Here is a 24,146-nt window from a genome sequence, read left to right as displayed (position 1 = left end):
CCATGGTGTAGCGAAGCTACTTTTCGACGAACACCGCCTGTGTCAGGTCGGCATCGAAACGGTAGCGATCGTTTTCCCGGCGCAGCAATTGCGAGAGCGGCACTTCCGTTCGGTTATCGATAATCACCTTGTCGTTTTCGCTTGTCGTCTTCGCCAGCCACTCGACCAGATCGGTCTCACCGGATTTGAGAAAATCGCAACCACGGCGGAAGAGTTTCGGAAAGATCAGTTGGGCCTTGCCGGTGCCGTCTTCCTCTTCCTCGCCCGGTTTGCTGCCGCTCGCCCAGCCAAGATCGGTGAGGTCGGTGAGGGCAAACCGTTCCGTCTTGTCCACCGCCCAGACGCCGAGGCCCGCATCCCGCGCCTGCCTTGCGGCCTGTGCAATGGTCTCGCGTTGGTCCACCGGCGCGGAACTATAGAGCATGGGATAGGCCATGCCGCTGGAAATCAACCGGAAATTGGCGCTGGCCTCCAGGGTCTTGGTTGAAATCGCGCCGGTATCGCCGGAGGAAAACGGATTGCCGTCAAACGTCAGATAGCAGATCGGCCGCCCATGAACATCGGCGGAGGCCGTCAGAATGCCGGCCTGGATGGTTTGCGGCTCGGCGGCGGTGACGGTTTCTTTCGACAGCGAAAAGGAGGAAAAGGCGATCAGATCGCGCAACAGATAATCCCGCGCCACCCCGCCGCGCGGCTGTGCCTTGCTCTCGTAATGGGTTTCGGGCGTATCGATCCCTTCCAGCCGCAGTTGATGGCTGCCATCCTTGGCGGGTCGCAGCAGATGGGCGCGGTAGATATCGGCAAGCAGGCTTTCATCATCCGGGCGAAACCGCACGGAATCGCCATCCGGCTGCTTGCCGATGATGATGATCGTGCCGGGAACGTAGCGATAATTCTGCAAGGCCATGGGCGGTCCTCCGTTGCCATCAATGGTTGGGGAGCAGCAAACCGCAGATCTGTGTCATGGGTGAGACAGAGGAGGCCGATCAGACGGCTGCGGCTAGCCCCTGCACCGCCAATAATTCGCTGGCCGCCGCCGCGGTGGTGGCCGGAGACGATGCGGTATCCGAGCCTTGATCCGTGGCCGTATCTTCATCCGTCTCGGCCAAATCGTCCTGAATATTCTCGCCGGTATCGGTCAGGAACATCCTGTTGACCAAGGCATCACTGCTGAACATCCTGCTCATCAGCTCGGTCTTAAGGCTCTTTTCACCGCTTTCGAAATCGTCTGCGGTGAGCTTGCCGCTATATTCCGCTATAATGGCAGCGGTGCGTTCTTCCGGCGTGTCGAGATTGTCCCAGTCGATACTGTTTCTAAACTGTTCCATGACATCGGCACTTCCTTCTCCTTGTTTATAAGGAGTAAACATCCAGGCGCCCTCATTGTAGATGGTAACCGTTCCGATGCTGATTTCCATCTTTGAATAGATTGTTGCAGGCTTGCTCTCGGCTTCAATCTTGGACTGCTCCGCCGCAGCCTCCGCCCACACCTGTTCCATTTCCACCTGCAAGGCGGTCTTGGGCTGGCTATCGTCAGGCAAACTCGCCATAAACTCGGTATCGGCCTCCGCAGCCTTGGTGGAGGAATAGCCGTAGGCATACGCTATGCCGGGTGTAATTGTAGTGCTCAAGTGACCCCTCCTATGAGCATGGAAATGAAAAACCCCGGTGCCGCAATGCGGCGCTCGATCAGGCGGCTGTGGATTGCGCTTGCGGTGTGCTGGTGGCTGAGGAGGCCGAGGCACTCGCTTGCGCCCCATTCGCCTCTTCGTCTGAGGGCAGCAAGCCCTCTTCCAGGCTTTCGCCGGAACTGGTCATCAACATCCGATCCACCAGCGCATCGTTGCTGAACATCTTGCTCATCAGTTCGCTGGTCAGGCTCTTGTCGCCGCTTTCGACAGAGCTTGCTGTGAGTTTGCCGCCGTATTTGGACATGATGGCGTCGGCAATTTCTTCAGGAGTGTCAAGATTGTCCCAGTCGAGATCGAAGCCTTTGCCTTCTCCGAGAAAGTCTTCGGCTTCCGGATTGACCGAGTATGCAACCCCACCGGATGCGCCGATTCTCACCGTTTGGCCGCCAATATGTAATACCCCCCAGAGGTTAGCATCGAAGTCCTCCGATGTTTCAGTCTCCGTGCTTGCTTCTGCGGGAAGATCTTCCAGCGTTGTGTATTCGGTTTCGTAAAAATCGTCTGGCAGCTTCGGCGTCTGCTTCGTTTGATAAACGGTGCTGGACGATGTCGTGGTGGTGGATGGAATCGTTGTGCTCAACTCGACCTCCGGCTTTAATTTTTAATCGAATTATCAATCAAAACTTGCGTGTAACGTTCTATCTTTGATTGCATATTGATGTTTCTCCATGGTGATTGGGGCGGCGGCCTCATCATTTTCGATTTGCTCAAAGCTCACCCCTTCACCAGCTTCGCGCCAGCCGCGTCTGTCACTCTTGTGGCAATCTCGAACCAGGCCAGGTTGCGCAATGTCGTCTACTGTTTTTGTCCGCCCGTTTTCCCGTGTCGCTCGCGCCCTGTTGGCAGGGCTTGGCTGCCTGTCGCTGTCTGTGCTTGGCGGCTGCTATTTCGTGACGGATACGCAGCGGATGAATACGGAAGTGTTTGCGGCCCAGACCGCGCCGACCTGGAACCAGCCGATGGCCGCGCCGCCGACGGAAAAGCCCAATAAATTCCTCGGCCTGTTCAAGACGCCTTTCCACCAGACCTACGGGATGCCAGCAGCCGAGCCCTATGTTTCGCCGTTTGCGACGCCGATGCAGAAGGCAATTTATGGGCAGATGAGCGATGACGGCCATACGCTGACTGCCATTCCGCTCGACCGGGTGGACAAGCGCTTCCTGCGGCAGGAGGTTGATTATCCGACCACGGAACGGCCCGGCACCATCGTGGTCGATACCAAGGCGCATTATCTCTATCTGGTTGAGGCCAATGGCCGGGCGATGCGCTATGGCGTTGGCCTTGGCAAGCAGGGTTTTGCCTGGCAGGGTAGGGGCGTTATCCAGTTCAAGAAGACATGGCCGCGCTGGACCCCGAGCGACGACATGGTCGAGCGCCAGCCCGACATGCGCCAGTTTGCCGCCGCGCAAGGCGGGCTGGAGCCGGGCCTGCGCAATCCGCTCGGCGCGCGCGCGCTGTATATCTTCCAGAATGGCCGCGACACGCTCTACCGCATCCATGGCACGCCCGATTGGCAATCCGTCGGCAAGGCCGTGTCGTCCGGTTGCGTGCGCATGTTCAATCAGGATGTGATTGACCTTTATTCCCGCGTGCGGGACAAGGCAGAGATCGTCGTTATGTAAGGCTTTGGGCCGCCACGGTCGTGGGTCAGCCTATCGGCCTGTTGCCTGAACGACACGCAATGGCGCAAATGTGAACATGCGTGTGCGCTATTGGCGGTGAAATTCGGGTAAATCGCTGTAGATAGGATCTTGCGGAACAAAACCGTACAGCGTGCGTTTGTGCGCTGCTGACCAGCAGGATGTACCACCGTATATGACAAGCCCCGATTTTTCCCGCCGTGCCTTTCTCTCTTTTTCCGGCCTTGGAGCGGCAGCGCTTCTGTCCAGTTGCGCCTCTTCCTATCGCCCTCCGGTCTATGAACAGGGATCGCTGGGCGGAATGGTGCAGCCTACTGGACCCATGGCCCCATCCACGCCGGAACTGGACGCCATGTATGGCGAAGTGGTCGATGGCGGCTTCGTCATTCCGGCCATTCCCTATCAGCAGATTCCGCCGCGCTATTATCGCCAGCGGGTCAGCGATCCGACCGGCTATCCGGCGGGCTCCATCGTGGTCGATACGCCCAACCGCTTCCTCTATCTGGTGGAACAGGGCGGCACCGCCATGCGCTACGGCGTCGGCATCGGCCGCGAGGGCTTTGCCTGGCAGGGCGAAGGCGTGATCCAATGGCGTCAGAAATGGCCAAAATGGACGCCGCCGGATGAAATGGTTGCCCGTCAGCCGCAGCTAGCCAAATATTCCTCCGCCAATGGCGGCATGGCGCCGGGCCTGATGAACCCGCTGGGCGCGCGCGCTCTATATATCTTCCAGAACGGTCAGGACACGCTCTACCGCCTGCATGGTTCGCCGGAATGGAACTCCATCGGCAAGGCGATGTCGTCGGGCTGTGTGCGGTTGATGAACCAGGATATTATCGACCTTTATGATCGCGTGCCGAACAAGGCGCGGATCATCGTTCTGCAATAGGGATCAACAGAGTCTGTCAGAGTCTGTCTGGTTGCGATTGAACCAGACAGGACACGACGTAAACATCTCTCGGCTTTGCCGCCCCCTCTTGCCTCTGCCACCACCTTCTCCCCGATGGGGAGAAGAGGCCTGCGGCAACCTCTTGCGCCTCATACCAAGAGTCATTGAAAATGACCGTTGGTATGCCTTTTTCGAATATCTCAAGCCTTTGATGCATTTGAGATATTCGAAAGTCTTGTCAGGTGAGGATGCGTGATCATGTCAGAGCTTTGGTATGATATGCGCAGCAAAAGCCGCTAAACTCCTTTGCCCGCAGCCTCAGGCTCAGTGCTGTCGAGTTGACCTCTTCTCCCCAGCGGGGAGAAGTCCCCGGCAGGGGGATGAGGGGGGGCGAAGCCAATTCATCAAGTTGCGTCGTATACTCTGATATTGAACCAGCCCGACTCTATTTTTACTTGTTTTCGTTTGTTTCTTCGGGAGAGCCGGGTTCCGCTTTTCCCTGTCCACCTCCCGCATTCAGCTTGCCGCGCAAATCCTGCAATTGATCACGCAGCGTAGCGATTTCTTCCAGGCTACAGCCGGTGGCAGAGCCGATGGCCGCCATCACGTCCAGGGCCTTTTCCTGGAGGGCCGCGCCTGTGGGGGTGAGTGAGACGGTCACCTGCCGCTCATCCTGGCTTTCCCGTTGGCGGGTGACGTAGCCAGTCTGTTCCAGCCGCTTCAAAAGCGGCGATAGCGTGCCGCTGTCCAGCCCCAGCCGCTCACCCAGCGCCTTGACCCCCAGATGGTCGGTTTCCCACAGCACCATCATCACAAGATATTGGGGATAGGTCAGGCCCAGTGGCTCCAGCAGCGGCTTGTAAGTGCGCGTCAGCGCCAGCGATGCGCCGTAAAGCGCAAAGCAAAGCTGCTTATCCAGCACCAGATCCGTCTTGTCCATGTCACGTGTCCTTTGGAGTTCCTGACCTTCTAGGGCCGGACGTGCTCATTCTCCCAGCCTTGTCATAAAAATGCAATGCGCAAAAAACAATTGTGTACAATTGAATTGCGTGATACTGACAATGCAGACGCAGCGGCTGGCACAGATATTCCGGCCTTCAACCAACCAAAACGCCCAGCTTTCAAAAAGGAGAGACTCTCATGGCTATTCTCTACACAACCAAGGCATCTGCAACCGGTGGTCGCGAAGGCCGCGCCGTCAGCGAAAACGGCGTTCTGGATGTAACGCTGACGACGCCGAAGGAACTGGGCGGCAATGGCGCCACTGGCACCAATCCCGAACAGCTGTTTGCTGCCGGATATTCCGCCTGCTTCCTCGGCGCGCTGAAGTTTGCCGCTGGCCAGCAGAAGGTGAAGGTGCCTGAAGACGCCAAGGTCACCGCCATGGTTGGCATCGGCCCTCGCGAAGACGGCACCGGCTTCGGCATCGAAGTTTCCATCAGCGTCGACCTGCCAGGCATCGACCGCGAAACCGGCGAAAAACTCGTCGCCGCCGCCCACATCGTCTGCCCCTACAGCCACGCCATGCGCACAGCAACGGAAGTATCCGCTACGCTGGCCTGAGGCCGGGGTTAAGGATAGGCGAAAGGCCGGTCTGGCGGGACCGGCCTTTTGTCGTTTTTTGAGGGGTGTGTTCCTTGATGTCAACTTTACGCCAGAAGCGGGCCTCGAAGGTGCGTGCTTAGTCCTCACGGTTCAGCAAAAGCAAGTGTCTTTCGAAGTTGACGGGAGGGTTGAAAACACTGGACAACTACGGCAGGGACATTATCCCTTGCTTAAAAGGTCGGCGTGTGCAGGCGAATTAAGGGGTGGAGACGGCATGTTTCGTTTTAAGTGTCCAGCTTGTGACGAATGGCATGAAGGCATGCCGAGCTTTTCCGTCGACGCGCCATGTTATTACCTTGGAATGCCTGAAGAGCAACGCAGTGCGCGGTGTGAGTTGACCACCGATCTGTGCGTCATAGATGGCGAATATTTCTTCGCACGTGGACTTATCGAGATACCTGTACAGGGGAGTTCGGAACCCTTTGCCTGGGGCGTTTGGGTGTCGCTGAGCAACAAGAGTTTCGCCGAGTTTTCGGATCTCTACGAAACGTCAGCGCGCGATATATATGGTCCCTACTTCGGTTGGCTATCGTCGCAGCTCTCGATTTACCCGGACACGATAAACTTGGCGGTAGAAGTTCATCTCAGGAATAATAGCGTCAGGCCCAGTATTGTGCTGGAACCAAGCAATCATCCCCTTGCTGTTGAGCAGCGGAACGGAATGAGCATCGAGCGTGTCGCTGAGATCTATGCTGCCTACATGCACAAATGAAAAATGGTAGTCAAAGTAAGGAATAGTCAGCAGGGAAGTAGGGCGGTAATTGCTTTGGGCCACAGGCAGGCCGGCTGCTTCACAAGCTCTGCCAAGTCCGGGTACTGATAAATTGGCTACAGCCATTGTAGACTTGGGTTAGGTTCGCCAGGAGAAACAGCGTGCAGATCATCTGGTCCGATAAAGCAGATCGAATACTGGCGGTTGGGGTCTGGCTGGGACCGGAACGTCGTAACTGGGCTCTCACCAAAGAGCAGGTTCTCAATGCGATTGGCGAGCTGCGGGACGCCGACATTGTCATTCTGGGCGGAGACGTTCTGAGCGGACCCGACAAGAGCTTTTGTGACACTTATGCAAACTGGTTCTTCGAACCTTCAACCCCGTGTATCGACAGTGACGCGGTATCAGCCAGCGCTTTGAAAGCAAGCAGCTATGTGAGGGCTTATCCTGACAATGATGCCTACTTCGTGATTGTAACCAGTGATGCATGTCCGCAACAGGCCAATGCCTGACACACGGCCACACCATGCCTCGAGCAGCGTGGCTCCTATCAAAGGACCAGCCGATGTTGCATAGCTGAAAGGCGCGCTTGGCCCGGGCGCTTTGACAGTGTTGCGCTCAAGTTGGGCGATTTGATGCAACAACCACGCGTCTGGCGTGTTATAGTGACACTGTTGGAATTGATCTCATCGATTCCGACGCTCCCTGCCGAGTCATGGCTTGCTCCGCAAGTCTTCGGCCATAGAGGGCCTGTTTTATGCCACAAATACCGACAGTCCGTTTCGAAGCGGCAAGCACGCTTGCCGTGGTGATGTCTTCCCACGAACCGCTACTGTTCTTGTCTAATGACCTCAGTCTAATTGCAGCAAGCACATCGTTCTGCCGAGCCTTTGAGATCGATCCCGCATCCGTCCCTGGCAAGCGCCTTCGCGAGCTTGGAAACGGGGAATGGGCGATGCCCGGGCTTCAGTCATTGTTGACGGCGACCGCCACCGGCAGTGCAAACGTTGATGCCTACGAAATCGATCTGAAGCGCCCAAACCAGAAAACGCGGCGGTTGGTTGTCAATGCACAAACGCTCGACGACGGCGATCTCGACCATATTCGCCTGCTTCTGGCCATAACCGATGTGACCGACATGCGCGCCGAAGCGCGCCTGAAAGACGATCTGGTTCGCGACAAGGCCATCCTGTTGCAGGAGGTCCAGCATAGGGTGGCCAACAGTTTGCAAATCATCGCCAGCGTCCTGATGCAGAGCGCACGTCGCGTTCAGTCGGAGGAGGCACGCGGACATCTTCACGATGCCCGTCACCGCATCATGTCTATCGCGGCCCTGCAACGACAGCTTTCCGCATCCCCTGGCGGCAACGTTGAACTGCATGCCTACTTCACGCATCTTTGCCAAAGCCTCGGCGCATCGATGATCGCCGATCCCGAGAGGCTATCGATCCAGGTGACGGTCGATAGTAGCACCGTGGATGCGGACGTATCGATAAGTCTGGGGCTCGTCGTAACCGAACTTGTGATCAATGCCCTCAAGCATGCCTTTAACGATGGGCGAGCCGGGACGATTTCCATCGACTATCGGTCGTCGGGCAAGGACTGGGCGCTTACCATTACCGACGACGGAATCGGGATGTCCGTAGGGAACGATGCACCCAAAGCGGGATTAGGGACTGGTATCGTAGAGGCGCTGGTGAAGAACCTGAACGCTGAGATTACGGTGAGCAGTGCGGAGCCAGGGACGGTTGTCGCAATCAATCATCAGGAAACCTCGGCCCCCCGGGCCGGCGTTTCGTCAGCCGCATAGCAACAAACTGCTCTCCCCGAATGCTAAAAGGCCGCAGCGTCGTGGCTACTGCATAATTCCTGAAATCGGCGTGGATTTAAGGAGAAAATTATGCAGCAGATTTAAGGTGTTACAGCGTCCTTTGTGCGTTTTATAAAACGCGCGGCGCTATTGAGTTTGCCAGGGAAAAGGGGAAACCGGTTTTCCCGAATGACAAACGAAAACAAAGAAAAGCGAGCGTCTGTGTGGTTCAATCTGAACCTGACGGACTTCAGCCTCATAGATCGAGTGAACAATGAAGAACAGCAGACCGGTTGTCCTGGTCGTGGAAGACAGTCCGATGATCCGAATGGGTGCCATCGATCTTGTCCTGTCGGCAGGCTACGAAGCGCTGGAGGCTGGCGACGCCGACGAGGCAATCCGCGTCCTCGAATCACGGGACGGCATCAGTCTCGTGTTCACCGATGTTCAGATGCCGGGGACGATGGACGGTATCAAATTGTCCCACTACATCCGAGCTCGGTGGCCATTGGTGAAGCTGATCGTTGCATCCGGTGCCGCCATTCTCGAGAAGAGCATACTGCCTGCCGGAAGCCGCTTCTTCTCAAAGCCCTATGACGAATTCACCATTACCGAGGCAATGGCACAGCTGCTTTTGAGCGAGGAACCACACGCCCGTACCACCTGAAGCTTTTCTCCAGAGTCTGTCTTTTCTGGAAAACCGGATTCCCCTTTTCCCTGACAGATTCTAGCTGTTTAGCCCCAGCAAAATCGCCTCAACGACCGCCTCGACCGGCACCGTCGCATCAATAATCGTTGCATTCGCGGGAATATCTTCCCTCGTCGCATGCAGCCGGATAATCAGATCCCGTTCGGCTGGTTTTCCGCCGAACTCGTCCTCGGGTCTGCTGGCCAGCCGGTTTTTCAGGGTGTGTTGATCGACCTCGAGAACGAACACCCCGTCAAAAAGCGCAATAAACCGGGGAAAATTGCGGGAGCCGCCGCAGAAGAAAGAGATCGGTTGGCTGTGGTCGGCGATCAGCGCTTTGACCTTGTTAACATCCCAAATATGGTGCCTGTGCCCGAAGGCTACATCCGCAAGACCCTGCGCCAGTGTGGACGCATCCAGCGGTTCGCCCGTTTCCGGGTCGCCCTGGTAGGCAAGCTCACGATCACCATGGATGACATGGTAGCCGCGCCGCTGCAATTCGGTAGCAACGGAGGTCTTGCCGGTTCCGGACACGCCTTCGATCAGAATATTGCGCAGGCCCATGTTTGCATCCCTTCGTTCATCCGTGCGGCGCGATGGTGGTGATTGTTTTGAAACATCGCCCGGCCGCCGCCTGGGTTCAGTTTCATACAAGCCAGGGCTGGCACATCAGGTTGTGCAATTTATACCAAGTCTCTGACATGCTCACGCATCCTAGACTTGAAAAATCGAAAACATCTCAAATGCGTCATAGGCTTGAGATGTTTTCAAAGGGAATACGAAGTGTCATTTTCAATGATTCTTCGAATGAGTGGCTCCTCCATGACTGCATTGCAGAGAGGGGGCAGTTTTGGCCTGGATCGGGCCATCTCCAGGCGAGGAAATTGAAAACATGTTCAGACGCAATCATCAAGGCCCTGCTTACCGCGACTTCATTGCCGCGATTGCTGGCAAGAAACAGGCGCGCGGCTATCTCGAAGTCGGGGTCCGCGATGGTGGCACGCTGTCAGGGGTCGGATGCGAGGCCATCGGTGTCGATCCGGAGTTCAAGATCCGCTAAGACATACTTGCCAACAAGAATGCGCTGCATCTCTACAGCATGACCAGCGACGCATTTTTCCGCGATCACGATCCGCGCGTGATCCTGGGCCGGTCGCCGGACGTGGTTTTCCTCGATGGCCTGCACCAGTTTGAATATCTGCTGCGCGATTTCATCAACAGCGAGCGGATCGCCCACCGTGACACGGTGATCCTGCTGGACGATTGCCTGCCGATCAACGCGGAAATGACCGAACGGGTCTTTAATATGGCTGGCAGGCGTGACCGCGACAATGCCCCGTCCTAGACCGGCGATGTCTGGAAAATCGTCCCGATCCTCAAGACCTATCGGCCAGACCTGCACATCACCCTCGTCGATACCCAGCCGACCGGCACCGTCTGCGTCACCAATCTCGATCCGGATTCGACCGTGCTGCGGGACCACTACTACCAGATCATCCAGGAATATATTCTAGTGATGATGGACGATGCGGCAATCGAGCGGTTTTACGACAGCAACCCGGTGGCCTCTGGCGAGGTGGTCTTGAGCGATTTCACGCCTCGATCTTCGTCGGCCCTTGAGCCCTTTGTCACTTGAATATTGTGTGCGAGGCAGGGCAGGGGGCAGCGCAGCCGCCCCCTTATGTCATTCCTCAACTTAGGACGCCATGGCATACCGCTGCTGTTGGCCATAGCCTCCGGCATTGGTGCGGAAGCGCTGGACCATCTGGGCGAGGTGTTCGGTTTCCTGGGTCAGGCTCTGGGCCGCTGCGGTGGTTTGTTCCACCATGGCGGCGTTCTGCTGGGTGACCTTGTCCATCTGGTCGCCAGCGGCGGTGACTTCGCGCAGCGAGGTCGCCTGTTCGCGGGCGGCGTTGGCGATGTCGGTAATGGTAGTGCTCATCTCGACCACCTGCTCGACGATTTCCTTCAGCGAGGCGCCGGATGCGGTGACGAGGCCGACGCCGGTCTCGACTTGCGCACTGGAGGTGGAAATCAGTGCCTTGATTTCCTTGGCGGCATTCGCGGACCGCTGGGCGAGTTCGCGCACTTCCTGGGCAACCACCGCAAAACCCTTACCGGCTTCACCAGCGCGGGCGGCTTCCACACCGGCATTCAGGGCCAGAAGATTGGTCTGGAACGCGATCTCATCGATGACGCCGATGATGTTGCCGATCTTTTCCGATGAGCCCTGGATGGCGGTCATCGCTTCCACGGCCCGGGCAACGATGTCGCCACCCTTGGCGGCATTGTCACGGGCGGCGGTGACGGCATGTTGGGCGCGGCCCGCGCCTTCGGCGGTGCCGTTGACGCCACGCGACACATCGCCCAGTGCGGCGATGGTTTCTTCCAGCGAGGCGGCCTGCTGTTCTGTGCGGCGTGCCAGATCGTTGGAGGCGGCGGAGATTTCGCCAAGGCCGGAGCGGATCGTGCCGACGGTGGTAACCACCGAGCCCATCGCTTCCTCAAGCGCTGCGACCGAGGTGTTGAAATTCTGGCGGATCGCCTCGAATTCGGGTGCGACATGGGTGTTCATCCGTACGGTCAGGTCGCCTGCGGCCAGCGCATCGAAGCCTGCCTGCACCTGCTGAACGAAATGGCGCAGATCTTCGGCCTTGGCCAGTTCCAGCGCGGTCTGGCGTTCGCGGTCGCTCTCGACGCTGGCCCTGAGCTTTTCCTGTTCCGCCTGCACGGACCGGCCATTGGCGAGATCAAGGCGGAAACTGTCGAGGGCCGAGGCCAGCATGCCGAATTCGTCGCTGCGGGTCTTGCCGGTCACGTCCGTCTGGTAATCGCCACCGCCCATGCGGCGCACGGCGTCCACCACGTCACCCAGCGGGCGGCGCACGATAAGGATGGAAACGCCGTAGATCATCACCAGGGCAATGACCAGCAGGATCAACCCGCTGATGGCAGTAGATGTCACCTGCGCGACAACCGGTTCGGAAAAGGTTTTGGCGGGAACATCGAGAACGGCGGCCCAGGTCTTGTTCATGCCCGGCGCCGTGAAAGGAAAGACCAGCCGCGTCGCACCATCAGGCAGGCCGTGAAGGATGCGCATCCTGCCATCGGCAAGGGCGGCTTTGACATCGGCGGCACCCGTGTCGCCATAGGGCTTCATCAGCGTGTCCTTGTCAGGATGCACCAGCCAGTTGCCGTTATCCGCCACCAGCATCACCCGGCCGCCGTCAAATGGGGTCATGGCGCTGATCGAAGCGGAAAGATCGCCCAGCTGCACATCTACACCGGCAAGACCGATGATCTTGCCCTTGACGACGACGGGGGTTGAAACCGAGGTCAACAGCTTGCCCGTGGTGGAAATATACGGCTGGGTGATCAACCCCTTGCCGGTTGACAAGGGTTCCGCATACCATTGGTCGGCGGTCTTGGTGACCCAGGTGGAAAATTCCAGGTTACCGCTATCATCCTTGGTCCAGTAAGCGGCGAAAATCCCGACCTTGTTGCTGCCCTCGGTACCTTGCAGTTTCAGCTCCTGCGGGGCTTCGGGCACTTCGGTCATCCAGGCGCCGAACATGGTTTTGTAATGGGTGGGAACGCCCTTCAACAGCGCAATCACATCGGTGCGGTTGCGTGAGCCGTTTTCAATCAGGCCGGACAGGCTGCCAGCCACACTGGTTCCGGCGGACACGACATCGGTGATCTGTACCGCCACCTGATTGGCGACCGATGCCGCTTTTTCGGAGGCGAGCGCCACCACCTGGTCATTGACGCGCTTGCTGGTTTCCCAGCCGCTGAATGCCGTATAGGAGGCAATCAGCGCCGCCATCGCGGCGCCTGCCGCCAGCATAAGTTTTCCTGAAACAGTCCTTACCTGCATACTCATTGCAACCAGCCCCTCGGTTTGCCGAATTTTAGCTAAGGTTGCATAGAGATTCTAACGAAAGTCTAAGGCCGGACCTGCATTGCTGCGCCGCACTCATCTTTTTCGTGAAAAAATTATTCCACTACAGCGCCGTGCGTTTTATAAAACGCGCAAAGGACGCTGTCGCAACTTAAATCCGCTGCATAATTCCTTAAATCGATTTCGATTTAAGGAATTATGCAGCAGCGAAATCGCGAAAGCAAAATGCCGCTGGAATAACCCGGCGGCATTTATCTGCGTAGCTATGGGATCTATGCTCGGATGCCGATCTCACGACGCCTTGGCGTAGCGTTGGGGCTGGCCGGAATTGGTGGAATTGGTCCGGAAACGCCGGACCATATGGGCGAGGTTTTCGGTTTCCTGGGCAAGGTTCTGAGCTGCGGCGGTGGTTTCTTCCACCATGGCGGCATTCTGCTGGGTGACCTTGTCCATCACATCGCCCGCATTCGTCACTTCGCGCAGCGACGTGGCCTGTTCGCGGGCCGAATTGGCTATGTCTGTTATTGTCGAACTCATATTGGCGACCTGGTCGACAATCTGTTGCAGCGAGGTCCCCGAGGCGCTGACGAGATGGACCCCCGTTTCCACCTGGGCGCTGGAGGTGGAGATCAGCGCCTTGATTTCGCGGGCCGCATTGGCGGAGCGCTGGGCCAGTTCGCGCACTTCCTGCGCCACCACGGCAAAACCCTTGCCGGATTCCCCGGCGCGGGCCGCTTCAACCCCGGCATTCAGCGCCAGGAGATTGGTCTGGAAGGCGATCTCGTCGATCACGCCGATGATATTGCCGATCTTTTCCGATGAGCCCTGGATGGCCGTCATCGCCTCGATGGCCCGGGAGACGATATCTCCGCCCTTGGCGGCATTATCGCGGGTGGCGGTAACGACCGACTGCGCCCGGCCAGCCCCGTCGGCCGTGCCGTCGATGGCGCGTGACACATCGCCGAGTGCTGCAATGGTTTCTTCCAGCGATGCGGCCTGCTGTTCGGTGCGCCGCGCCAGATCGTTGGAGGCGGCGGAGATTTCGCCAAGACCGGAGCGGATCGTGCCGATTGCGTGGACAACGGCGCCGATGGCCTCTTCAAGGCTTGCCACCGAGGTGTTGAAATTCTGGCGGATCGTTTCAAATTCCGGTGCGACATTGTCCTGCATGCGCACGGTCAGATCGCCTGCGGCCAGCGCATCGAAGCCAGCCTGAACCTGCTGGACAAATTTCAGCAGATCTTCAGCCTTGGCCTTTTCCAGCATGCTCTGGCGTTCCCGGTCCTGTTCCACGCTTTTGCGCAGGGAATCCTGTTCCTGCTGCACGCGCAGGCCATTGGCGAGTTCGCGGCGGAAATGGTCGAGCGCGGTCGCCAAGGTGCCAAATTCGTCGTGACGCTCTGTCCCTGCAATCGGTTTATCGTAGTCGCCACCTGCCATCACACGCACGCCTGCCACCACATTTGCCAAGGGCCGGCGCACGATCAGCGTCGAGACAAAGTAAATCAGGCAAAGACCGAGCGTCAGCATGGTCAGGCAACTGGTGAATATGGCGATGACCTGTTCCTTGATCGGACCTGTGAAGGTCTTTTCCGGAATATCCAGAACCGTGGCCCAGGTCTTGTTCATGCCGGGGCTGGTGAAGGGAAAGACAACACGTGTCGCGCCATCTGGCAGGCCGTGGATGATGCGCGTCTTGCCATCGGCAAGCGCTGCCTTGATCTCGGCGGCCCCGGTATCGGCATAGTCCTTCATCACCAGGGACTTGTCGGTATTCACGAGCCACTTGCCGTTATCGGCCAGCAGCATGATGCGGCCATCTTCGAAGGGCCGCAAAGCGCTGATTGTCGCGGCGAGATCGTCCAGCTTGACGTCGACGCCCGCCAGCCCGACAGTTTTGCCATTCACCTTCACCGGCAAGGAGATCGAGGTCAGCAACTGACCGGTGGTCGAGATATAGGGCTGGGTAATCAGGCTTTTGCCGGTTGCCAGAGGTTCGGCATACCATTGCTCGGTGGTTTTGATTTCCCAGGTGGAAAATCCCAGCTTGCCGCTGTCATCCTTGGTCCAATAGGCCGTGAACCGACCCTGCTTATTGGTGCCTTCAGTGCCTTGCAGTTTGAGGTCCGCCGGGACATCAGGCAATTCGGTCATCCATGCGCCGAACATGCTTGGATATTGGGGCGGAATGTTTTTCAGCGAGGCAATGACATCGGCGCGGCTGCCCGCGCCGTTTTCAATCAGTCCCGACAGGCTGGCCGCAACGCTGGCGCCGGAAGAAACCACATTGGTAATATCCGCCGACACCTGTCTGGAGGCCAGCTCTGCCTTTTGTGTCGCCGCAGCCACGATATTGTCGCTCAATTGCGCTTTCGTAACAAATATGCCGACAATTGAGAAGCCACCCAGAGAGATCGTTATCACGACCCCCGCCGCCAGCAGGAGCTTTGCTGAAACCGATTGCACTGGCATTTTCATCAAAAGACTCCGAGTGGTTGTAAAGACCACTGAACCATATCTCTGATTTTCTAAATAAATGCTAATGTTCGGTGTTCAAATCCAAATATCCTGCCGAAATAACGCCAGGATGGCACAGATGCGCCTGCGTTCAGCCTTGGAAAGAATTGCAAATATCTCAAATGCATCAAGTGCTTGAGATATTTGCAAGGATTAGGCGTTTTGCAGGAAGAATGTGACCGGCCCGTCTTAGACGAACTGGCTGAGCCCGGGCACGGATGCCACGACCTTGTCCACCACTTCATCCCCGGCATGTTCGCGGGCAATCGCCATGGTTTCCTTGGCAAGGGCCGAAATTTCTCCCATGCCAAGCCCAAGGCTCATCAATTGCTGACCGAGACCCATGATGCCGCCGCCGCCGATGGCGCTCATCAGGCCGCCCAGCAGGCCGCCGCTTTTGCCTTCGCCATTGTGCTGGGCCACCAATTCAGGCGCGCCGGGCATGGCTTCGATCATCCGGGCAACCGCGCCGTCATCGGCTTCGCGCTGCAAAAAGCCCAGCATCATGCCAAGCGCCTTTTCCGCCGTGTCCGGGGCGATGCCGACATTGTCGGAAATGCGGGTGACCAGTTCGCTCATGGGATGCTCCTCAAAGGTTTTTTGACGTTCACGTCAACGTAATTTACTCAGGCCGCAAACTCAAGCGGCAAGCGCGTTCAATCTGCTCAAAGCCGTGTGAAGACGATGACGGAGTTGAGGATGTTCCATATTCTGTTAAGAACAACAAGTGCATGACCGAAGGGGCATTCGGCGATTGTACACGTCCTTCAGTCGAAACCGATTGAAGGACAAGACCATGCAGCGCTTATGTGTTTGATAACACGCGCGGGATGGCTTTGTGGGAGCGTGTCGAGGGGATGTGACGATGCTTGAAGATGGAAAACTGTTTCTCGGCGCCAGCCGCAAGCCGGATGATGCTTTCAACGCAGCTGAATATCTGGATCTGAAACTGGCCAACCGGCATGGTCTGATCACTGGCGCCACCGGCACCGGCAAGACCGTGACGCTGCAAATCCTGGCCGAAGGGTTCGCCAATGCGGGCGTGCCGGTGTTCTGCGCCGACATCAAGGGTGATCTGTCGGGCATCGCCGCGCCGGGGGAGGCCAAGGATTTTCTGATCAAGCGCGCTGAGGAGATCGGGCTTTCGCCCTATCCCTTCGCGGAATTTCCGGTCACCTTCTGGGATCTCTATGGCGAAAAGGGACATAGGGTCCGCACCACCATCGCCGAAATGGGGCCGCTTCTGCTGGCCCGGCTGATGGAGGCCTCGGAAGCCCAGGAAGGCGTGCTGAACATTGCCTTCAAAATCGCCGATAAGGGTGGGCTGGCGCTTCTGGATCTCAAGGATTTGCAGGCGCTGCTGACCTATATGGCGGAAAATTCCAGCACGCTGTCGGGCCAGTTCGGGCTGGTGTCCAAGTCCTCGGTCGGCTCGCTGCAACGGGCGCTGCTGCTGCTGGAAAGCCAGGGCGCCGACCAGTTCTTTGGCGAACCGGCGCTGTCTATCCAGGATATCATGCGGGTTGCGCCGGATGGGCGAGGGACGATTTCGGTGCTGGCCGCCGACCGGCTGATGATGAACCCACGGCTTTATGCCACATTCCTGCTCTGGCTGCTTTCGGAACTGTTCGAGGAACTGCCTGAGGTTGGCGATCTGGCGCAGCCCAAACTGGTGTTCTTCTTTGATGAGGCGCATCTGCTGTTTCGCGATGCGCCAAGCGTTCTCGTCGAACGGGTGGAGCAGGTGGTGCGGTTGATCCGCTCCAAAGGCGTCGGCGTTTATTTCGTCACGCAAAATCCGCTGGATGTGCCGGAAACCATTTTGGCGCAGCTGGGCAACCGGGTGCAGCACGCCCTGCGCGCCTATACGCCCCGCGAACAGAAGGCGGTGAAGACCGCCGCCGAAACCTTCCGGCCCAATCCGGCCTTTTCCTGCGAAGAGGCGATTACTGCACTTGGCACCGGGGAGGCCCTGGTCTCGACCCTGCAAGGCAAGGGCGTGCCCTCCATGGTCGAGCGTACCCTGATCCGCCCGCCCTCCGCCCGCATCGGCCCGCTGACCGACAGCGAACGGGCGACAATCATCGGTGCCAGCCCCATGGCGAACCTCTATGATCGCACCATCGACCGGCACTCGGCCTTCGAAATCCTGGCGGAACGGGCTGAAAAAGCCACGGGACGCAGCGGGGCCGACGATAGAGCCGATGACGGCACCGAGGACAGCAGCGCCGCCAGCCGCTGGAAACTGCCGGGCTTTGGCGATGAAGCACCAGACCAAAAAACCACCACCACCCGCCAAGCGCCTGACCGCACCGCACCCCCCGGCCGCCAACGCCAAACGGTGATCGAAGCCGCGATGAAAAGCGCCGCCCGCTCGCTGGCCAGCCAAGTCGCCAACCAGCTCGGCCGGGCGCTGGTGCGGGGGATTTTGGGGAGTTTGAAGCGGTAGGGGGGGCTTGGTGGGAGCTGTTGGGCCGCGATGTGGAAAGGTTTGATCACCGGACGACAATTTTGCGCCCTCATTGCGGCCGATTAAAACAACTTTGCCAGTTCCCAAAAGCAGCCTCTCCGGCCAATGCGCCTTCATCGCCGATGTTCAGAAGGCGTGGTGATTCTCCCGAAACTAGCAGTTACTGGGACCTTTGTAGGGTAATAAACGGGAAGTTGTTCCTGCCCGGTTGAGTGGTGAGAACTTGCAATTTTTGATATTCATTGTCATTGTCCCTTCTCCACAGTACAGGGGCGGGAATCTAGGTAGGATGGAAGCGAAAACTAAGGGCGCGTGGCTACTCGCCCAATCAAAGAGCCTTGACGCATTCTCTGGCGCCGGGACGGCGCGGCTTGAGAATATTTCTTATTCGGGGAAGGTCGGACGTCTCTACAATCTGCTTCGTCGTCAATCAGATGAGGCGAACACCTTCACCATCTCCAGCCAGATCGTGAACTACGTGTGTCAATTGAACGGCATAGACAAGCCGGCCCGGCAGATGGGGCTGCAAATCCTGAAGGACGCTGGTCGGATTGACTTAACGAAGAATGGCGCGGTGGCGGTCCTGGGCGCCACCACTCAAGCCGTGTTGGAAGCAACGGTCGAAATTTTTGATGAGCAAGGACCCAGTTCCGAGGAGCAGGCAATCTTAGATCTTTCGGAGCGCGTCTCGGGCAAGCCGTTGAAACGCTCGGAGGCCGAGGAGTACATCTCCGACACACACAAGCTCAGTAAGGCAGACGCAACCTCGCTCGTCGACTTGTCGAAGGTTACAGCGTTGATCGATGAAGAGGGTGAGCGTGGGCATAGTATCTTGTTTAATTCACACACGTTCCGCGATGGGCAGTACGCGCAGAAGGCATACAAGGTGCTCGAAAATCTCAAGGCGGATGAGCGAACCAGGCTGAGCGAGGTTCAAGAGAAGCTGAGGCAGCGTGGCGCCTTGTATGATATGGACGTCCAGACAATGCTGGGCGCCGACCTCTACAGGCGTCTCATCAGCGTAGGCCTGTTTGATCGTATGGAGGTAAGCAACAGTACCGAGTCCGTGGGGTACGTGGCGTCGCCAAATGATTTCCAAAAGTTCGGGCGGCCGTTTGAAGAGGACCCCATTGACGATGCAAAGGCGTTGATTGCATCTCTGACGTATGGGCAGACTCGCAGTAACTACACCAGAGGCCAAATCACGATGCCGGAAGCACTCATCAAAGCACTGGTACGAGGAGACGAGCTCGCAGCGCGTGCTGGCGGCATCCGCGCGATTGGCGAGGATTATCGCGAGCTCGAAGCTCGCCAAGTAGTCGAAGTCATCAAGAAGAGTTCTGGCAGGTTCACCATGCGCCTTCTCAAAAAAGACGTCGGCGAGCTCGCCTTGACGATCGTCCGCGGCGGAGCTGCTGCGCAAGAGGCTGTTCTTATGGACGGCTCCCCGGCGCGAGCCTTCAAGGGTCCTCATGCGACGAGAAAAGAGGTGCGTGACAAAAATGACGTCGCTGACAGGCGGTTCGTCCATGACACGCTCGATCGCTTGAGAAGTGGGGGTTGAAGACGGTGGCTAAAGGTGCAGGACTTGAGGAACTGGCGCGTGCGTATTTTGCTCGACAGGGATTTGTCGCGATCCGAAGCGTCTCGATCCAATTCGAAGATGAGGACGTTACGGACATCGATGTGTGGCTTTACGGCCGTCAGGGGGAGCTGTACGTACCCGGGCTCTCGTCGACGTTAAGGATAAGAAGTCACCGAAGGCATTCGAACGCGTGATGTGGGCGCGTGGAATGCAACTGGCGCTCGGCTGTGATCGCGCATTTGTAACGACGACAGATAACAGCCAGAAAGTTGCCCGCTTCGCTCATCAACAGAAAGTCTCCCTGTTGACTGCGGCATACCTTCGGCAGTGGGTCGGTGACGACCTTTTAAACGATCGTCTGAGTCTTGAAGAGCTCCAAGGCAGCATACAGCTTTTCGCTGGCCAGAAGCAGGACGGTGACTGGATACGGCAAATCGCGGCCGCGAAATCTGCCGTTGTGAGTCTTGCCCCGTTTCCTGCGTTTAACAAGGCTATGAGCTCATTCCGTTTCTTCTCGGACCGAGCGGCAACTCGGCCACAACACCGTGAGCAAGCCCTTCGCGGCGCCTATTTGTCCGCTGGGCTTGCTTGCGTGGCCTTGGATGCCGCACTCGAGAAGCTGGCTTTCGAGCAGTCACAAGCGCGTTATCACATGCTCTACGCAGGCGTCACATATGGAGACGCTGGCGACAACCGTGTAAAAAACAGCATCGACACGGTGCTGTCCGCAATCTCCAAGGGGGTAAATAACGGCCGCGTTATAGCCCGTCAGGCTGCGGATGCTTTGGATCAGATGTTCACTTCGGTCCGCGCTGAGATCATTGCAGAGTTCTTCGCGAAGGAGCAAAACAGCTTTCATCTGTTCCCAGTCGCCCGAGAACTTGAAGCGCGAGCTCACGCCCGCAATCGTACCGACCTGACTGCTCTGAGCGTTGAGGCGAAGGCGGTGTTGGGCGTGTTTGCGGACTTTATCGGAGCGAAACGTAAAGCTCTCTTGAGTAGCGAGTTTGAGGCGGCTCCAAGTGTTGCAGCTGCGCCGAAGACAACGACCAGCGCACCTCCGCCGTCGACATTCAGGGCTGAAACTGTGGCAGAGGAACCTTCTGATGCTGTGCAGGAAGACGGTGAATCAACAGCGCAGGACTCGGAGATCAAGTCGAGTAAGTCAGACGAAAATCCCAAGCTGCTTTAACTCAGGGATCCCGGCCCATTGCGTTCTTAGGCCGATACCTAAGGCCAATTTTTGATGGACCAGGTGCCAATCCCGTTGCAACTAAAAGTCTAGCCCGAGCCTCTTTCGAGTTGGAGCGGCGATGTCTGCTTTCGGAGTTGCATCCGTGAAAGCCGACAGACTGAAATCGGCCCCAAGCCGGTCACGTCTCCAAGCAGAACTCATATCCACTGTTTGCGAATAGCAACCATAATGGCGCTTGCAACCTCAGTTCCCAGAGACATTCAGCCCCCCAACCGTCTCCACAGCTTTGCCTCTTCATCCGTCTTCTCCCTCCCCCCAATTTCACAAAAAGGGAGGGAGAAATGCTAGGAGCCGTCCGCGCTTCACCAACCAGCCAACCCCTCACGCCTGCTTACGCCGCATAACGGTTGTCAAAGCTTCTTGATCCGCCGGGAACGATGAAGCGGGAGACAAGCTGTTGCAAGCGCACGCTCTCCTGCGCAAGGTTGGCGCTGGCGGCGCTTGTTTCTTCTACCATGGCGGCGTTCTGCTGGGTGACCTGATCCATCTGGTTGACGGCGGTGTTGACCTCCGACAGGCCGACCGATTGTTCACGCGAGGAGGTGGCGATGGCGTCCATCAGGCCGTTGATTGTCGTGACGTGATGCTCGATGGCTTTCAGAACGTCGCCGGTTTCCTGCACCTGACGAACGCCGTTTTCCACTTCCTGCGTGGATTTGTTGATCAGTTCCTTGATTTCGCGTGCGGCCTTGGCCGAGCGTTGCGCCAGTTCCCGCACTTCTGTGGCAACCACCGCAAAGCCACGGCCCGCTTCGCCCGCACGGGCGGCTTCGACACCGGCATTCAGGGCGAGAAGATTGGTCTGGAAGGCAATCTCGTCGATGACGGTGATGATATTGGAAATCTGGTTGGAGGACTGCTCGATGCGCTGCATGGCGTTGATGGCTTCACTCACCACCTGGCCGGAATGCACCGCGCTGCTGTTGGCTTCCTTCGCCACGCCACGCGCTTCTTCGACACGCCGTGAGGAATTGCTGACATTGACGGTGATCTGGTCCAGTGCGGCGGCGGTCTCTTCCAGAGATGCGGCCTGCTGTTCCGTGCGCTTGGAAAGATCGTCCGCACTCTGGCTGACTTCGCGTGAGCCGTCGCTGATAGCGTTAGCAGAGGTGGCAACGGTGGAAATCGTGCTGCCCAATTGGACCACGGCAGCATTCAGGTCGAGACGCAGAGCCTCGAATTCCGGGGCGAAAGGTTCTTTCAGTTCAAAGCCGAGGTCACCGGCGGCCAGGCGCTTCAGGCCGGATGCAAGACCGGAGGTTGCTTCCAGCAACTTCTTCTGCGCTGCCGCTTCGGCGTCCTGCTGAAGGCGCAGCTTTTCGGATTCGGCCTTTTCGCGGGCGCTGGCGGCTTCGGCTTCCAGGGCGCGGTTGCGCAATATTCCGTCCTTGAACACCTGAAGCGCTGCGGCCATGGCGCCGATTTCGTCCTTGCGGCTCATGTAAGGCACGCTGCCGCTGGTATCGCCGGAAGACAAGGTGCGCATATTGTCCGTCATCTGCTTCAAGGGACGCACGACCCGCAGACTGCTGATCATTGCCGCACCGATGCCGATGCTGAACGCTAACGCAAGGGCGATATAGGTCACGGTCGTGGCCAGGGAAATCTGCTCGGCGTTGGAGGCGCCTTCGTCTTTAACGTTGCCCGCCAGATCGTCAACAGCGGCCTGGATATCGTCACCGGCCTTGGCATAGGTCGCCAGGGAGTCTCCCAGAAACAGCTGTTTTGCCTCATCCGCGCTGCCGCTATCCGTCAAGGTCTTGACCTGCTGCCACAATTGCTCGGCCTTGGCCCAGTCCTTGGAGAAGGTGTCGTAAAGCTCCTGGTCTTCTTTATCGACGATCAGCGGCTCATACTGCTTTCTAGCCCGCGCCAGTGCGTCATAGGCATTGTTCAGCGATCCCAGAAACACGGCTCGTTGCTCAGGTGTGTTGGCGCTGCGATAATTGCTCTGCGCCACGCGGATATCGCCCAGATCGGCGTTGATCTGCCCCATGAGGATGAAGGATGGAACCCGCTTATCGACGATCTGATTGGTCCCGTCCGATATGGTGTTCAGCGACGTCACCGCATAAATGCCCTGGCCAACGACCACCAGAAGAATGACTGCGAACAGTGATATGAGAAGTTGACCAAGAGAGATGCGCATTTTTTAATCTCCAGAGCCGCAGGGCCCGCTTTCTTGCAGAGTTACCATTGTGGTGTTGCTAATCTTAAGTTTAGAGACAAATAGGTTTAAACATTAATAATATTGAATAATGTCAAGAAACCCTAGTCAACACTTTGGTTTCCCGTAAAAATAGAAGTGGAAAGGGCGCTCTCGTCTTGAGATTGGCGCCAGCACAAAACGCCTACTTGCTGTACTGTTTTTGGTATTCTGTCACGATCCGGCAATATACTGTCTTGCTTATGCCATGGTCACGGTTTCAAAACGCCTGACGTTTGATGCCAGAACGAGCGATGAGCGGGTAAGGCAAGGGATACAAGATGGCGGATGCATGCGTGGTGGGTTCGGCAACGGGTTTTGTCGATCTGAGTTTTATCCAGACCGCGTTTCTAGGAGTGGTGCAGGGGGTGACGGAACTGGTGCCGGTTTCCTCCTCGGCCCATATGCGGGTGGTGCCAGCGCTGCTGGGCTGGCCCGATCCGGGTGCCGCCTTTTCCGCCGCCATGCAGATGGCCGCGCTGGTCGGGGTGATCAGCTATTTCTGGCGCGACATTTACGGGCTTGCCAGCGGTTCGATCAGCGCCGTCAAACGCCGTGACTTTGAGAATTTTGATTTCCAACTGGTGCTGTGGATTCTGATCGCCACGCTGCCGATTATCGTCGCCGGGCTGGCGCTGTCGCATACGCTGAACAGTTGTGGTTCGCCGCTGCGCAGCCTGTGGGCCGTGGGGCTGGCCTGTCTTGTCATGGGCGGGCTGCTGGCCGCCACCGAGCTTCTGGCCAAACATCGCCGCGACCTGCCCAGCATTCGTCCGCTGGATATTCTTCTCGTCGGTCTTGCCCAGGTCGGCGCGTTGATCCCCGGCGTGTCGCGCTCCGGCGCGACGATGACGGCGGCCCTGGCGCTGGGCTTCAAGCGAGAGGAAGCGGCCCGCTTTTCCTTCCTGCTTGGCCTGCCCGCCATTCTTCTTGCCGGTCTCAAAGAGGTTTGGGAATTGCACAAGCTGGCGCTGGACAGCCATGGCTGGGCGCTGCTCGGTGTCGGCCTGGTGGCGGGCGGCATCTCCTCGCTCATCGCCATCTGGGGCCTGATGCGCTTCCTGGAGCGTTTCTCTACCTGGCCCTTCGTGATCTACCGGATCATTCTGGGCGTGGTCCTGCTGGCAGCTGCCGCCTCCGGCATGGCTTCGTAACCTTTGGTCCTCGTAATTCCGGG

General features: G+C 57.8%; 23 protein-coding genes. 14 read left to right on the top strand and 9 right to left on the bottom strand.

Annotated features, from left to right (window positions below):
- Nucleotides 1-16: 16 nt before the first annotated feature.
- From V6582_RS05575 to V6582_RS05565, 3 genes are all read right to left on the bottom strand, one after another.
- A complete protein-coding gene (locus tag V6582_RS05575) occupies nucleotides 17-907 on the bottom strand; it encodes a thermonuclease family protein (protein WP_156631564.1) in 891 nt (296 codons plus the stop codon).
- 79 nt (nucleotides 908-986) lie between these two features.
- Nucleotides 987-1,631 (bottom strand): hypothetical protein, encoded by a 645-nt coding sequence (locus V6582_RS05570; protein WP_156631563.1) that lies wholly within the window; start codon nucleotides 1,629-1,631, stop codon nucleotides 987-989.
- Nucleotides 1,632-1,689: 58 nt separating this feature from the next.
- Nucleotides 1,690-2,271 carry a hypothetical protein gene (locus V6582_RS05565; protein ID WP_156631562.1) on the bottom strand — a complete coding sequence of 194 codons (582 nt, stop codon included), beginning with the start codon at nucleotides 2,269-2,271 and terminating at the stop codon, nucleotides 1,690-1,692.
- Nucleotides 2,272-2,479: 208 nt separating this feature from the next.
- Between V6582_RS05565 and V6582_RS05560 the strand changes: the two genes are divergently transcribed.
- The gene (locus V6582_RS05560; protein ID WP_071202761.1) at nucleotides 2,480-3,313 is read left to right on the top strand and encodes a L,D-transpeptidase; all 834 of its coding nucleotides are present in this window, start codon (nucleotides 2,480-2,482) and stop codon (nucleotides 3,311-3,313) included.
- Between the two features lie 193 nt (nucleotides 3,314-3,506).
- A complete protein-coding gene (locus V6582_RS05555) occupies nucleotides 3,507-4,220 on the top strand; it encodes a L,D-transpeptidase (protein WP_041696321.1) in 714 nt (237 codons plus the stop codon).
- A 451-nt stretch (nucleotides 4,221-4,671) separates the two neighbouring features.
- Here V6582_RS05555 and V6582_RS05550 read toward each other — a convergent pair whose 3' ends face one another.
- Nucleotides 4,672-5,160 carry a MarR family winged helix-turn-helix transcriptional regulator gene (locus tag V6582_RS05550; protein ID WP_156631561.1) on the bottom strand — a complete coding sequence of 163 codons (489 nt, stop codon included), beginning with the start codon at nucleotides 5,158-5,160 and terminating at the stop codon, nucleotides 4,672-4,674.
- Nucleotides 5,161-5,360: 200 nt separating this feature from the next.
- On the opposite strand from V6582_RS05550, the gene V6582_RS05545 reads away from it, so the two are divergent.
- From V6582_RS05545 to V6582_RS05525, 5 genes are all read left to right on the top strand, one after another.
- Nucleotides 5,361-5,783 (top strand): organic hydroperoxide resistance protein, encoded by a 423-nt coding sequence (locus tag V6582_RS05545; RefSeq protein WP_156631560.1) that lies wholly within the window; start codon nucleotides 5,361-5,363, stop codon nucleotides 5,781-5,783.
- A 256-nt stretch (nucleotides 5,784-6,039) separates the two neighbouring features.
- Nucleotides 6,040-6,537, top strand: coding sequence for a DUF2199 domain-containing protein (locus V6582_RS05540; RefSeq protein ID WP_156631559.1), 498 nt, complete (start codon nucleotides 6,040-6,042; stop codon nucleotides 6,535-6,537).
- Between the two features lie 161 nt (nucleotides 6,538-6,698).
- The gene (locus V6582_RS05535) at nucleotides 6,699-7,049 is read left to right on the top strand and encodes an Imm40 family immunity protein (RefSeq protein ID WP_156631558.1); all 351 of its coding nucleotides are present in this window, start codon (nucleotides 6,699-6,701) and stop codon (nucleotides 7,047-7,049) included.
- 245 nt (nucleotides 7,050-7,294) lie between these two features.
- Nucleotides 7,295-8,347: a sensor histidine kinase gene (locus V6582_RS05530; protein ID WP_156631557.1), complete on the top strand. Its 1,053-nt coding sequence runs from the start codon at nucleotides 7,295-7,297 to the stop codon at nucleotides 8,345-8,347.
- Nucleotides 8,348-8,621: 274 nt separating this feature from the next.
- Complete coding sequence (locus V6582_RS05525; RefSeq protein ID WP_156631556.1) at nucleotides 8,622-9,014, top strand: response regulator; 393 nt, start codon at nucleotides 8,622-8,624, stop codon at nucleotides 9,012-9,014.
- A gap of 60 nt (nucleotides 9,015-9,074) precedes the next feature.
- On the opposite strand, the gene V6582_RS05520 is transcribed toward V6582_RS05525, so the two are convergent.
- Entirely contained in the window at nucleotides 9,075-9,599 is a 525-nt protein-coding gene (locus V6582_RS05520) for an AAA family ATPase (RefSeq protein WP_156631555.1), read from the bottom strand.
- Between the two features lie 328 nt (nucleotides 9,600-9,927).
- Here V6582_RS05520 and V6582_RS05515 point away from each other — a divergent pair, with 328 nt between their 5' ends.
- The 3 genes from V6582_RS05515 (at nucleotide 9,928) to V6582_RS05505 (ending at nucleotide 10,671) form a co-directional block, all read left to right on the top strand.
- On the top strand, nucleotides 9,928-10,095 hold the full coding sequence (locus V6582_RS05515; RefSeq protein ID WP_156631554.1) for a hypothetical protein: 168 nt from the start codon (nucleotides 9,928-9,930) through the stop codon (nucleotides 10,093-10,095).
- Between the two features lie 3 nt (nucleotides 10,096-10,098).
- Entirely contained in the window at nucleotides 10,099-10,380 is a 282-nt protein-coding gene (locus V6582_RS05510; RefSeq protein ID WP_337739236.1) for a class I SAM-dependent methyltransferase, read from the top strand.
- Between the two features lie 123 nt (nucleotides 10,381-10,503).
- Nucleotides 10,504-10,671 (top strand): hypothetical protein, encoded by a 168-nt coding sequence (locus tag V6582_RS05505; protein WP_156631552.1) that lies wholly within the window; start codon nucleotides 10,504-10,506, stop codon nucleotides 10,669-10,671.
- Between the two features lie 60 nt (nucleotides 10,672-10,731).
- On the opposite strand, the gene V6582_RS05500 is transcribed toward V6582_RS05505, so the two are convergent.
- The 3 genes from V6582_RS05500 to V6582_RS05490 all read right to left on the bottom strand — a co-directional run bounded on the left by V6582_RS05500 (nucleotide 10,732) and on the right by V6582_RS05490 (nucleotide 16,032).
- Complete coding sequence (locus V6582_RS05500) at nucleotides 10,732-12,882, bottom strand: methyl-accepting chemotaxis protein (protein WP_234889648.1); 2,151 nt, start codon at nucleotides 12,880-12,882, stop codon at nucleotides 10,732-10,734.
- 345 nt (nucleotides 12,883-13,227) lie between these two features.
- Nucleotides 13,228-15,414 (bottom strand): methyl-accepting chemotaxis protein, encoded by a 2,187-nt coding sequence (locus V6582_RS05495; protein ID WP_156631550.1) that lies wholly within the window; start codon nucleotides 15,412-15,414, stop codon nucleotides 13,228-13,230.
- 228 nt (nucleotides 15,415-15,642) lie between these two features.
- Entirely contained in the window at nucleotides 15,643-16,032 is a 390-nt protein-coding gene (locus tag V6582_RS05490; protein WP_060718996.1) for a hypothetical protein, read from the bottom strand.
- 286 nt (nucleotides 16,033-16,318) lie between these two features.
- Between V6582_RS05490 and V6582_RS05485 the strand changes: the two genes are divergently transcribed.
- From V6582_RS05485 to V6582_RS05475, 3 genes are all read left to right on the top strand, one after another.
- The gene (locus V6582_RS05485) at nucleotides 16,319-17,902 is read left to right on the top strand and encodes a helicase HerA-like C-terminal domain-containing protein (RefSeq protein ID WP_156631549.1); all 1,584 of its coding nucleotides are present in this window, start codon (nucleotides 16,319-16,321) and stop codon (nucleotides 17,900-17,902) included.
- Between the two features lie 310 nt (nucleotides 17,903-18,212).
- Nucleotides 18,213-19,487, top strand: coding sequence for a hypothetical protein (locus tag V6582_RS05480; RefSeq protein ID WP_156631548.1), 1,275 nt, complete (start codon nucleotides 18,213-18,215; stop codon nucleotides 19,485-19,487).
- A 229-nt stretch (nucleotides 19,488-19,716) separates the two neighbouring features.
- Entirely contained in the window at nucleotides 19,717-20,700 is a 984-nt protein-coding gene (locus V6582_RS05475) for a hypothetical protein (protein WP_349508928.1), read from the top strand.
- Between the two features lie 394 nt (nucleotides 20,701-21,094).
- Here V6582_RS05475 and V6582_RS05470 read toward each other — a convergent pair whose 3' ends face one another.
- Nucleotides 21,095-22,912, bottom strand: coding sequence for a HAMP domain-containing methyl-accepting chemotaxis protein (locus V6582_RS05470; RefSeq protein WP_156631546.1), 1,818 nt, complete (start codon nucleotides 22,910-22,912; stop codon nucleotides 21,095-21,097).
- A 338-nt stretch (nucleotides 22,913-23,250) separates the two neighbouring features.
- Here V6582_RS05470 and V6582_RS05465 point away from each other — a divergent pair, with 338 nt between their 5' ends.
- A complete protein-coding gene (locus V6582_RS05465) occupies nucleotides 23,251-24,123 on the top strand; it encodes an undecaprenyl-diphosphate phosphatase (RefSeq protein ID WP_156631545.1) in 873 nt (290 codons plus the stop codon).
- Nucleotides 24,124-24,146 lie beyond the last annotated feature (23 nt).

It is taken from the genome of Agrobacterium vitis (genome assembly GCF_037039395.1).
Classification (GTDB): Bacteria; Pseudomonadota; Alphaproteobacteria; order Rhizobiales; family Rhizobiaceae; genus Allorhizobium; species Allorhizobium vitis_E.
Note: the sequence above shows the minus strand (reverse complement) of the source record. Positions and strands in the feature narration are given on the sequence as shown.

Excerpts from the sequence above, each read along its gene's own strand:
- V6582_RS05575 (WP_156631564.1), bottom strand. The coding sequence starts at position 907 with ATGGCCTTGCAGAATTATCGCTACGTTCCCGGCACGATCATCATCATC.
- V6582_RS05560 (WP_071202761.1), top strand. The coding sequence starts at position 2,480 with ATGTCGTCTACTGTTTTTGTCCGCCCGTTTTCCCGTGTCGCTCGCGCC.
- V6582_RS05555 (WP_041696321.1), top strand. The coding sequence starts at position 3,507 with ATGACAAGCCCCGATTTTTCCCGCCGTGCCTTTCTCTCTTTTTCCGGC.
- V6582_RS05550 (WP_156631561.1), bottom strand. The coding sequence starts at position 5,160 with ATGGACAAGACGGATCTGGTGCTGGATAAGCAGCTTTGCTTTGCGCTT.
- V6582_RS05545 (WP_156631560.1), top strand. The coding sequence starts at position 5,361 with ATGGCTATTCTCTACACAACCAAGGCATCTGCAACCGGTGGTCGCGAA.
- V6582_RS05540 (WP_156631559.1), top strand. The coding sequence starts at position 6,040 with ATGTTTCGTTTTAAGTGTCCAGCTTGTGACGAATGGCATGAAGGCATG.
- V6582_RS05530 (WP_156631557.1), top strand. The coding sequence starts at position 7,295 with ATGCCACAAATACCGACAGTCCGTTTCGAAGCGGCAAGCACGCTTGCC.
- V6582_RS05525 (WP_156631556.1), top strand. The coding sequence starts at position 8,622 with ATGAAGAACAGCAGACCGGTTGTCCTGGTCGTGGAAGACAGTCCGATG.
- V6582_RS05520 (WP_156631555.1), bottom strand. The coding sequence starts at position 9,599 with ATGGGCCTGCGCAATATTCTGATCGAAGGCGTGTCCGGAACCGGCAAG.
- V6582_RS05515 (WP_156631554.1), top strand. The coding sequence starts at position 9,928 with ATGTTCAGACGCAATCATCAAGGCCCTGCTTACCGCGACTTCATTGCC.
- V6582_RS05500 (WP_234889648.1), bottom strand. The coding sequence starts at position 12,882 with ATGCTGGCGGCAGGCGCCGCGATGGCGGCGCTGATTGCCTCCTATACG.
- V6582_RS05495 (WP_156631550.1), bottom strand. The coding sequence starts at position 15,414 with ATGAAAATGCCAGTGCAATCGGTTTCAGCAAAGCTCCTGCTGGCGGCG.
- V6582_RS05490 (WP_060718996.1), bottom strand. The coding sequence starts at position 16,032 with ATGAGCGAACTGGTCACCCGCATTTCCGACAATGTCGGCATCGCCCCG.
- V6582_RS05485 (WP_156631549.1), top strand. The coding sequence starts at position 16,319 with ATGCTTGAAGATGGAAAACTGTTTCTCGGCGCCAGCCGCAAGCCGGAT.
- V6582_RS05480 (WP_156631548.1), top strand. The coding sequence starts at position 18,213 with ATGGAAGCGAAAACTAAGGGCGCGTGGCTACTCGCCCAATCAAAGAGC.
- V6582_RS05475 (WP_349508928.1), top strand. The coding sequence starts at position 19,717 with ATGCAACTGGCGCTCGGCTGTGATCGCGCATTTGTAACGACGACAGAT.
- V6582_RS05470 (WP_156631546.1), bottom strand. The coding sequence starts at position 22,912 with ATGCGCATCTCTCTTGGTCAACTTCTCATATCACTGTTCGCAGTCATT.
- V6582_RS05465 (WP_156631545.1), top strand. The coding sequence starts at position 23,251 with ATGGCGGATGCATGCGTGGTGGGTTCGGCAACGGGTTTTGTCGATCTG.